Here is a 9,959-nt window from a genome sequence, read left to right as displayed (position 1 = left end):
GGCTGCCGCTTCTTCGACCCGCGCCTGGCATCCTCGATCACCATGCGCGGGCACCAGATCATGCGCCAGACCCGGGCACTGATCGAAGCGCGCGGCTTCGATGTGATCTATGGCGATACCGACTCCACCTTCGTCTGGCTCAAGGGCGCTCATGACGAAGAGGCCGCGGCGCGGATCGGGCGCGCGCTGGTGGTCGAGGTCAACCAGTGGTGGCGCCAGCACCTGCGCGACACCCTGGGACTGGAAAGCGCGCTGGAGCTGCAGTACGAAGTGCATTACCGGCGCTTCCTGATGCCGACCATCCGTGGCACCGACGAGGGCAGCAAGAAACGCTACGCGGGCCTGGTGCAGCGCGCCGATGGCACTCAGGAAATGGTCTACAAAGGCCTGGAGTCGGTGCGCACCGACTGGTCGCCCCTGGCCCGCCAGTTCCAGCAGGAACTCTATGGCCGGGTCTTTCGCGGCGAGCCTTATCGCGACTACCTGTGCGAGTACGTGCGGCGCACCCTGGCCGGCGAACAGGACGAGCTGCTGGTGTACCGCAAGCGCCTGCGTCGGCCGTTGGCCGACTACCAGCGCAATGTGCCACCCCATGTGCGTGCGGCGCGCCTGGCCGACGAATTCAACCAGCGCCTGGGGCGCCCGCTGCAGTACCAACGCGGCGGCTGGATCAGCTACGTCATCACCACCGCCGGCCCGCAGCCGCTGGAGAACCTGCACGCGCAGATCGATTACCAGCATTACCTGAGCCGCCAGCTGCAGCCCGTGGCGGATGCGATACTGCCCTTCGTCAACGATGACTTCAGTCGCCTCACCGATCGCCAGCTGCTGCTGTTCTGAGTGGGTGCTAGATAGCTAGCCGCCGTCGTTGCCCTGCATTGCCTAGCCTCGTGCCGACACGCACTCAGGAGGTCGCCATGCAGGAAAACACCCCGCCGCCGTCGGCTGAAGTCGATACCCTAGCCGTTGCGCAGGCCTATCAGGATCAGGTGATCGCCAAGCGCCTGCCCGGCTGGATGGCCTTGCTCAGCGAGTCTGAAAATGATGCATTGGGCGATGCGTTGCGCAATCTTTTGGCCTGCCGGCAAAAGCTGACGCTTGAATTCGCGCAGGTGCGCGGCATCGACGACTTCATCAAGCCTCTGTTGCAACAGGCGCTCGACCGCCTAGGGCGCTTCAGGGTCGATCAACTCTACATGCGTCGCTGGTACACCTTCACCTCCAACACCCTCAGCTACGTGGCAGGCCGTGTTCCCGTTCAGGACAGCGACTACTACGAACTGCCCTTGCTGGAAGCCGCGCTTTACAACTTCACCGAGGATGAGCGCAACGAGCAGCCCCGGCGCAACGCAGTGGTGGACGCTCAGGGGAGCGGCCAGGCGGGACTGTCCGCACTGGCCTTTGCCGGACTGTGCCGCGACCTGGACCTGGGTCAACAGTACCAGGACCACCTGGACGCCATCTTGCTTCAGCAAACCGGTCAGCAGAGCGTCAAGGCGTTACTGGCCGACTTTCAGCGCAACAGCATGCTGGCCGATGCCCTGCAGGCCAAGGCGCAGGGGGAGCTGAGCGAGGACGAGCTGCAACTGGTGATCGGCCTGTGCCGCGACAACCGCCCGGGCTGGCTCGAAGGCGCACCGGTACAGGCCCGGCAACTCAAGGTATTCGGGTGCTCGTTGCAGCGGATCGTGGTGCTGGAAGTCATCGATACGGGCGTGATCTACAACAGCACCCAGCGCGTATTGGTGTATGTCCCGGGCGACCCGCAAGGCGCATGGAGTGCCCGTGACGACCTGGACGATTATGTCCGCCGGGTGCTCGGCAAGCGCCTGCGCGACCAAGACTACCGACGTTTTTTCAGCCGCTTTGTGCGCCGCCGCGACGCCCAGCAGCTGTTTGCAGCCGTCGGCGACCGCCTTGATGACGTCGCCGACTGGGCCACGCGCGATCTCGATGAGCAGACCACCGGCTACCCGCTGCCGTTGTTCGACCACCTGGCCACTGCCTGGATCGCACAGATCAAGGACGATGCCGCGATGATCGCCCCGCCCGTGGCACGGCTGGACCGTCAGGCCCAGCAGACGCACGACCAGCGCCTGCGCGCCGAAGGGTTGACCCTGCTGACCATCGCCGGGCTCTACGTGCCGGCAATCGGTGCAGTGCTGGCGGCCGTGATGGCTTACGAGCTGCTGGAAGAGGCCTTCCAGGCGGTCGCCGACTGGCGTGACGACGAGCGTGATGCCGCGTTGGAGCACCTGTTGCACGTTGGCAAAGGCGTGGCGATGGTCGGCGCGACCGCCGCCACTGTCACCCTGGCCCGCCGCGCCTGGAGCCGAGTGGACAGCTTGATCACGGCACGGCTGGAGGATGGCAGCGAAAAACTGTGGAACGGCGACCTGCAACCCTACCGCAGCGAGGGGCCACCCGCCGACGCGGTGATGGACGAGCAGGGCATTCATCGCGCTGGCGATAGCCATTGGGTCGAGATGCAAGGCGATTGGTACCAGGTCACCCAGCACACTGTCGATGAGCAGTGGTCATTGCTGCCTTACCGCGGCCATGGCCCGCAGTTGCGTCACAACGGCGCGGGTGCGTGGCGGCTGTGGCATGAGCAACCGGCCGAGTGGCACGACACGTCGATGATGTTCCGGCGCCTGGGCAAACCCTACAGTGAACTGGATGACCGACAGATCGATCAGGTCATGGCTATTCATGGCCTGGACCACCAACACCTGCGTGCCTGGCACGTCTATGGTCGGCGTGCGGAGGCCGGCGTTGCCGATACAGTCAGCCGTCTTCTGCTGGCAAGCCGCATCCAGCGCCTGACCCATGAACTGCACGGTGGCCTGGAAGTTTCCGATGCCTCATTGCTGACGCACGCCATGGGCCTGGATGCAGCGGCTGGAAAAACAGGCCAGGCGCTGGCCGATACGATATGGGCCCAGCGTCGCGTGCTGTTCCAGCAGCGTTACGAGGCGCAGTTTCCCGACACCGACAGCAGCGTGATCCTGCGCAGGGATTTTGCCAGCCTGCACCGCCTGGCGGCAGACGAAGTGCTGCGCACTGCCAGCGAGGATGAGCGAGAAACGTTGTTGCAGGCGCAACGGGTTCCGCTGTTCATGGCGCAGGCTGCCAGGGCGCAGGTCATGGGTATTCGCGTGACGCGTGTGCATGAAGCACTGGCATTCGACACGCCGCAGAACCTCGACCTTGCCCGGATTGCCCTGCAGCTGCTCGCACGCCAGCCGGGCGCTGCGGCAGGGCCGGGTTGGCGGCTGTTCGACGGCGACGCCAGCGGCCCTGTGCTGACGATAGAGGGCGCTACAGCGCCTTTGGATCTGGTCCATCGGGCAGGGCTGTTCACCCTGCGCACCGGCAACAGCGAACCCATGGCCGAGCCGGGCGAGCTGTTCGACGTGCTGGCCCAGGCCCATGGCGCCGCGCAGCGTGCGTCCCTGGGCCTGGGTGAGCCCTTTGCCGCTGCGCTGCGGGAGAAACTGGCTGCGGATGCCAGCGCTCAGCGCAGCATGGTGCTGCACTGGCTCGGCCTCGATCGGCCGAATCGTACCGTCCTCGCCCCGCAACGGTTTGACGACGGCAGGATCGGCTACCCGCTCAGTGGCGGCAGGTTCTGGGCCACGCTGGGCGGGCGCAGCCCGAGGGCTCTGCGGGCCAGGCTGCGCGACCTTTATCCGGCATTCAGCGACGAGCAGATCGGTCGCTGGCTGGAGATGCCAGATGCGCAGTCCCGGCTGGAAGCCCTGGAGCAGCAGTACAGCCTGCTGCGCAGCCGTTTGAACCAATGGGTGCGAGGTGCCTTCCCCGCCTTGGAGCTGTTCGCCCGGCGCGAGTTTCGCAAAGGCCTGATCGACTGCTGGCGCTGGCTGATCCCCGAGCTGCAGGGTGAGCCGTCGGCAGCCCAGCGCTACCTGTTCGGACATATTGGCGGGCGTATGCAGCACCTCCCGAGCATCCCGGAACCCATCAGTTTTCCCCATGTCTCGATCCTTGCCCTGCGCGCCTTGCGCCTGGAGACGGTTCCGGACGACTTCCTGCGCGCCTTCCCCAACCTGCGCAGCCTGGAAGTCACCAATTGCCGCCTCCGGCGTTTGCCGCTGCCAGAGGCGCTCACCCAGCAACTGGAAGTGCTCGATCTCTCGGGCAACCAGATCGCGCTCGATGAAGGACAGGCGTTGGTCCTGGCCAGCTGCAGCTCGCTGGTGTACCTCAACCTGGCGTTCAACCCGTTGGGCAGAAGCTTCTCGATCTTCGGCATGCCCAGTCTTAATGCGCTGTACCTGCGCAGCACACGGCTGGACACCTTCCCTTACGGCGTCATGGACAGCACTGAGCTGCACACGCTCGATCTCAGAGGCAACTCGCTTTACGAGTTGCCTGAACAGCTCCATCAGTCGCAACTGTGGCAACAGGGGCGAGTCAGCCTGTTCGGCAATTTGTTCGCAGCGCCGTCAGAGCAGGTGAGTACCTGGCATTGGCTGGAAGAAAACCGCGTGCCGTACCGCCTGCGCTGGCTCGACGTTGCACCCACCGCCAGCCGCGACAGGATGGCTTCGTTGTGGACCCATCTGGAGTCGGAACAAGGCGCCGCCGATTTGTTCAGCACCCTGGCGGCGCTGACGTCATCGGGCAACTTCAAGTCCTATCCGCTTGCCAGGAACTTCGCTGTTCGCTTGCTGGACATGTTCGAACTCATGCTCCGGGACGCAGATTTGAAACAGGAGTTGTTCGAGCATGCGGCGGTGACCCATTGCCAGGACAACGCAACCATCCGATTCACCGACCTGGAACTGCGTGTGCTGGTCTGGCGTGCACGACACGGTGAACTGGCGCGCCAACCCGAGCTTGCACTGCTCCACCTGGGCGGCCAGTTATGGCGCATGCATATCCTGGATCAGGCGGCCGCGGAGCATGCCTTGCGGGCGGGTGCGAGCAATGAGTCGATCGAATTCGCACTGGCCTACAGGATTGCATTGCGCACCGAGCTTGATCTGCCGATTCAGCGGGATGACATGCTGTATGCGGGAATCCCCGACCTCACGCCGCAGGACATCCGTCGTGCCCGCCGCGCCGTCATCGCGGCGCAGTCGGTGGACGGGCTGGCACAGTTCCTGGCGCGGCAGCGGTTCTGGCAGCAATACCTGAAAGCCACCTTCGCGACTCGCCTGGCGGTTCCGCAGGATATCCATGACGAACTGGAAAGGCTCATGGAGCTGGGCAACATGGAACATGACATCGAACGCCTGCATATCCATAACCAGCAAAGGGAGCACGAGGTGATGGTGCAGCTGACCCGCGAGGCCATGGGCCGGGCACGCACTATCACACTTGGCGATAGCTGACCCCTGGCAGCTTTGAACTATGCTCTAACTGGGCTGCAATGTTTCCGGAGATGTCGTAGCCCAGTCATGGTAATCGAAAGTTACTTTTGAGCCGCGCAACCCCCAGGCAACTGGTTTAGGCTCCCGCGTCGGATCTTTCTCCATGATCTGTAGTCTTTGGTTTATCGAGAGAATAAGGAGATACGCATGCTCGTCCGGTCACTGACCCTCGCCACCTTGCTTGCTGTCGCTGGCCCTCTGTTTGCCGCCGACAGTGACGCACCTCTGGCCAAGGAACTGGGCAAGGCCAGGCCGTTGGTCGTCATTGCTCCGAGCAGCGCGGACCCCACGCTGCGCGGCCTCAACGACGCACTCAAGGACCCGGCCACCCAGGCCGCTTTCAAGGAGCGCGGGCTGGTGGTGTACAGCGTCGCCAACATGATGGGCAAGCGCGAGGACAAGAACCTCGAACAGCAGACCACCATGGCCTTGATCCGCGAGCTCAAGCTCGGCGCGAGCAAGGGCACCAAGGTGATCCTGGTGGGCAAGGACGGCGAGCGGCACGTACTCAAGGATGACGACACGGGCGAGAAGATCGACCCCCAGGCCATCCTCAAGGCAGTCGACGAGCTGCCGGCCACCGAGAAGGCGGTAACAGCACCTGAGCCGGTGGCGGCGGCTGTCCCCGAGCCAAAGGCCAAGGACAGCAAACCCGCCAAGCCGGCAAAACCTGCAGCGCCCCCCAAACCACTCGAAGATTGACCGCAGCGGCGTATCAGCGGGTCAGCACACGGGACCTGAGCCAGTGGTCCAGGCTCAGTCGCCCCGATCCTTTGAGCAGCAAGGGCAGCAGTGCCACAAGGTAGATCAGCGGCAGTTTGAAGTTGCCGAAGCCCCGATCGGTAATGGCGTAGCCCTGCGCCAGTTCCGCCAGGCTCGACCAATGCGCTGGCCAGTGCACGGCGGCGATGGCCACCACGGTGACCACCATCAGCCCCGCGGCGGCCAGCCGCGTGCCCAGGCCCAGCAGCAGTAGCAGGGGCAGTACCAGTTCGGCCCACATCGACAGCTGCCAGTTCAGCTCCGGTGGCAGTGCGCTGAAGGGGAATGGGAAGCTGGACTGCAGGTCACTGAACCAGTTGCTGCCATTGAATTTCTCAACGCCCGACTCGAAGAACTCCCAGGCCAGGAACAGCCGTAGCGGCAGGTCGGCGCTCCAGCTGCCGGCGCGGTCGAGGGTGGTGAAGGTGCGGGTCAGGGTGGTCATGGGGTGTCTCCCGGTGTGAGGGTGTGTGGCCGGGAGTGTGCGGGGGAGGGGTATCTGCAGTGTGTCGAAGGGGGTGGGGTTGTGTATCCGACTGTAATGATTGGGTGTTCGCACTGGCCCTATCGCCGGCAAGCCGGCTCCCACAGGAATATCACTGCCCTTGAGGCTTGCGCTGTACCTGTGGGAGCCGGCTTGTCGTGGCGACGAACCGCGGCGATAGGGCCATCAGCCTTCCATCACAATTCGATCTGTGCGCAAAGCCCGCCACTCTGGCGATTGCTCAAGGTCAGTCGCCCCCCCATGGCCTGGATCAGCTGGTGGGCAATCGCCAGCCCCAACCCTGTGCCACCAGTACTGCGATTACGCGAACTCTCTACCCGATAGAACGGCTTGAGCACTTCGCCCAGTTCTTCCGCCGGAATCCCCGGGCCGTCGTCGAGCACGCGGATCACGGTATGCCCTTGCTCGCGGCTCACCTCCAGCTGAGCCTTGCCGGCAAACTTCAAGGCATTGTCCACCAGGTTGACCAGCACCCGGCGCAGGGCATGCGGGCGGGTTTCCAGCAGGCTATCGGTGCTGCCTTGGCGTTCCACCTGGGCGCCGCTGTCCTGGTAGTCGAACACCAGGCTGTCGAGGAACGCGTCGAGGTTGATCCGGCACGGCGGCTCGGTGTTGATGTCCATGCTGCGGGCATAGGCCACGCCTTCGCGCACCAGGTGCTCCATGGCATCCAGGTCATGCCACAGCTTCTCTTTCTCGACCCCCTCGTCCATCACCTCGACGCGCAGCTTCATGCGCGTGATCGGGGTCTGCAGGTCGTGGGAAATGGCGGCCAGCAGCTGCATGCGCTCCTTGAGGTAAGCGGCAATCCGCGCCTGCAGGGCGTTGAAGGCGACGGCGGCATACTTCACTTCACGCGGGCCGCTTTCATCCAGGCGCACCCCGGGCTTGTCCGGGTCGAGGGTGTCCAGCGCCTGCACCAGACGCGTCAGCGGGCCAATGGCCAGGCGCACCGCCAGCCAGGTACAGAACAGCAGCACGGCCAGCTGGATCAGCAGCACCAGCGGCAGCCAGCGCGCGACCGGCACCGGCGAAGGGGTGACATCGATGGTCAGCGGTGCCCCATCGGCCAGGCGCAGGTGCGCCTGGAAGTGCGCGTTGGGGCCCGGAATATCCTGGAAGGTGAGGGGGTAGCGGTCGCCGATGGCCTTGACGATCGATTCGGCGGCCATCGGCGGCTCCCTGCTCGGCATCGCTTGCCCCGGCAGCCCCTGGTCCAACCGGTAACGGTAGGTACGCCGTTCCAGGCGCGGCAGCCAGGCGGCCCGTTCAGCCGCCGGCAGGCGATCGAGGATGGCCACCGAAGTGGCGACATCCTGCTCAAGGTTGCTGAGCATCATCGAGCGGCTGCTGATATAGCGCTCATAGGCCTGCAGGCTGAACGACAGCCCGTAGGCCAGCACCAGCCCGGTGAAGAAGATCAGTGCCAGGCGCGAAGCCAGGGTGCGAGGCCATTTCATGAAGGCGACTCGAGCAATTGTACGGGCAGCGAGAACACATAGCCCTCGCTGCGCACGGTCTTGATGCAACTCGGCTCGCGGGCGTCGTCGCCCAGGCGCTGGCGCAGGCGGCTGACCAGCAGGTCGATGGAGCGGTCGAAGATGTCCGCCTCGCGGCCCTGGGTCAGGTTGAGCAGCTGCTCGCGGCTGAGCACCCGCTGCGGGTGGTCGAGAAATACCCGCAACAGGCGGTACTCGGCACCGCTCAGGGCCACCAGGGTGCCTTCGCTGTCGAGCAGGTGGCGCGCGGTGGTGTCCAGGCGCCACTGGCCAAAGCCCAGCAGGCGGCTGCTTTCGCTGATGGTCAGGTTGGGCGGCAGCATGCGCGTGCGGCGCAGCACGGCATTGATGCGGGCCAGCAGTTCGCGGGCGGAAAAGGGTTTGGTCAGGTAGTCGTCGGCGCCCATTTCCAGGCCGATGATGCGGTCGGTCTCGTCGTTGCGCGCGGTCAGCATCAGCACCGGTGTGTTGCGATGCTTGCCGGCGCGCAGCTCGCGGCACAGCAGCAGGCCATCATCGCCCGGCATCATGATGTCGAGCACCACCAGGTCGACGCTGTTGGCTTCGAGGAACGCGCGCATCTGCCTGCCGTCGGCGACGATGCTGGTGCGCAGGCCGTTCTTTTTCAGGTAATTGCCGACCAGCTCGCGGATTTCGCGGTCGTCGTCGACGATCAGGATGTGATCGACATGTTCCATCGCAGGGGTCCTGTGCAAGGGCAGTGGGGCGCAGTGTACCGAGCGCACTCGCGCTTGCCTGCCGGGGTTTGTATTGCAGTGTATCTGGCCCTGACACAGATACAGGAGGAAGCACATCACCGGTACAAACGACACATACGAGATACCTGGCAGGCGTGAAATGGCTCTCGACCGGGGAACATCACTCCCCACTTCTCGAAGATGCCAGGAGAAATGCCATGAACGTAAAGACCTTCGCCCGTGCCAGCCTGATCGCCGTACTCGGTTTCGGCGCCATCGCCGCCCAGGCGGCCACCGCGCCGATGAACAATGACGGCGTCATGCAGTACCACTACGGTGATCACCTGGACATCAAGAAAGTGCTTTCGGTCAAGGATGACCAGAGCAACGCCTGTGGCGTGGTCAACACCCGCCTGAACTACCTCGACTCCAAAGGCCAGCACGAGAGTGTGGAATACCGCACCTACGCCACCGGCGGTTGCCATGACAATTGATCGTCGGCTGTTGAAGGCGGGCGGCGTGGCCTTGGCGCTGGTGGGCCTTGGCCTGGCCGGCCAACTGCTGGCACGCGACAGCTACGGCGCCATGCCGTCGCTGGCCGGCGCCAGCCAGTGGCTGAACTCGCCGCCGCTGGACGCCCCCGTGCTCAAGGGCAAGGTGGTGCTGGTGGATTTCTGGACATGGGACTGCATCAACTGCCAGCGCAGCCTGCCGCACGTCAATGACTGGGCCCGGCGCTATGCCGACCAGGGGCTGGTGGTGGTGGGGGTGCATACCCCGGAGTACGACTACGAGCATGACGTCGCGCAATTGAAGCGCAAGGTGGCCAGCCTTGGCATCGGATATCCGGTGGCGGTGGACAATGACCATCAGGTGTGGAATGCCTGGGGAAACCAGTTCTGGCCGGCGCATTACTTTGTCGATCGCCAGGGTCAGGTGCGGCATGTGCATTTTGGCGAGGGGGATTATGACGGGCAGGAGAAGGTGATACAGGCGTTGCTGGATGAGAAAGGATGATTTACCTGTACCGGCCTCTTCGCGGGACAAGCCCGCTCCCACAAGTAACCCCGCTGACCTCAGGCTTGCGGGGGATCTG

Annotated in this window: 8 protein-coding genes; 5 read left to right on the top strand and 3 right to left on the bottom strand. The window is 64.3% G+C overall.

Translation table 11 applies throughout. From position 1 onward, the window contains the following. From PMI38_RS08465 to PMI38_RS08455, 3 genes are all read left to right on the top strand, one after another. Positions 1-840 (top strand): DNA polymerase domain-containing protein (locus PMI38_RS08465; protein ID WP_008092743.1); only part of this gene is annotated, 840 nt, incomplete at its 5' end. 77 nt (positions 841-917) lie between these two features. Then, entirely contained in the window at positions 918-5,360 is a 4,443-nt protein-coding gene (locus PMI38_RS08460) for an NEL-type E3 ubiquitin ligase domain-containing protein (protein ID WP_008092741.1), read from the top strand. Positions 5,361-5,546: 186 nt separating this feature from the next. Next, positions 5,547-6,101, top strand: a complete 555-nt coding sequence (locus PMI38_RS08455) for a DUF4174 domain-containing protein (RefSeq protein WP_008092740.1) — start codon at positions 5,547-5,549, stop codon at positions 6,099-6,101. 13 nt (positions 6,102-6,114) lie between these two features. Here the strand turns inward: PMI38_RS08455 and PMI38_RS08450 are convergent, their stop codons facing one another. From PMI38_RS08450 to PMI38_RS08440, 3 genes are all read right to left on the bottom strand, one after another. Next, on the bottom strand, positions 6,115-6,606 hold the full coding sequence (locus PMI38_RS08450) for an HvfX family Cu-binding RiPP maturation protein (protein ID WP_008092737.1): 492 nt from the start codon (positions 6,604-6,606) through the stop codon (positions 6,115-6,117). 236 nt (positions 6,607-6,842) lie between these two features. Then, on the bottom strand, positions 6,843-8,126 hold the full coding sequence (locus tag PMI38_RS08445; protein ID WP_008092735.1) for a sensor histidine kinase: 1,284 nt from the start codon (positions 8,124-8,126) through the stop codon (positions 6,843-6,845). Next, the gene (locus tag PMI38_RS08440) at positions 8,123-8,863 is read right to left on the bottom strand and encodes a response regulator (RefSeq protein ID WP_008092733.1); all 741 of its coding nucleotides are present in this window, start codon (positions 8,861-8,863) and stop codon (positions 8,123-8,125) included. Before PMI38_RS08440 ends, PMI38_RS08445 begins: the two co-directional genes overlap by 4 nt. Positions 8,864-9,081: 218 nt before the next feature. Here PMI38_RS08440 and PMI38_RS08435 point away from each other — a divergent pair, with 218 nt between their 5' ends. Together PMI38_RS08435 and PMI38_RS08430 are read left to right on the top strand one after the other, a co-directional pair. Beyond that, positions 9,082-9,357 (top strand): DUF2790 domain-containing protein, encoded by a 276-nt coding sequence (locus tag PMI38_RS08435; protein WP_008092731.1) that lies wholly within the window; start codon positions 9,082-9,084, stop codon positions 9,355-9,357. Continuing rightward, positions 9,347-9,880, top strand: coding sequence for a thioredoxin family protein (locus PMI38_RS08430; RefSeq protein WP_008092729.1), 534 nt, complete (start codon positions 9,347-9,349; stop codon positions 9,878-9,880). The genes PMI38_RS08435 and PMI38_RS08430 overlap by 11 nt, the downstream gene beginning before the upstream one ends. Positions 9,881-9,959: the final 79 nt, after the last annotated feature.

It is taken from the genome of Pseudomonas sp. GM84, from assembly GCF_000282535.1.
Classification (GTDB): domain Bacteria; phylum Pseudomonadota; class Gammaproteobacteria; order Pseudomonadales; family Pseudomonadaceae; genus Aquipseudomonas.
This window is presented reverse-complemented; position numbering and strand designations above follow the sequence as displayed.

Coding starts and splice junctions, on each gene's coding strand:
- PMI38_RS08460 (WP_008092741.1), top strand. CDS start 918: ATGCAGGAAAACACCCCGCCGCCGTCGGCTGAAGTCGATACCCTAGCC.
- PMI38_RS08455 (WP_008092740.1), top strand. CDS start 5,547: ATGCTCGTCCGGTCACTGACCCTCGCCACCTTGCTTGCTGTCGCTGGC.
- PMI38_RS08450 (WP_008092737.1), bottom strand. CDS start 6,606: ATGACCACCCTGACCCGCACCTTCACCACCCTCGACCGCGCCGGCAGC.
- PMI38_RS08445 (WP_008092735.1), bottom strand. CDS start 8,126: ATGAAATGGCCTCGCACCCTGGCTTCGCGCCTGGCACTGATCTTCTTC.
- PMI38_RS08440 (WP_008092733.1), bottom strand. CDS start 8,863: ATGGAACATGTCGATCACATCCTGATCGTCGACGACGACCGCGAAATC.
- PMI38_RS08435 (WP_008092731.1), top strand. CDS start 9,082: ATGAACGTAAAGACCTTCGCCCGTGCCAGCCTGATCGCCGTACTCGGT.
- PMI38_RS08430 (WP_008092729.1), top strand. CDS start 9,347: ATGACAATTGATCGTCGGCTGTTGAAGGCGGGCGGCGTGGCCTTGGCG.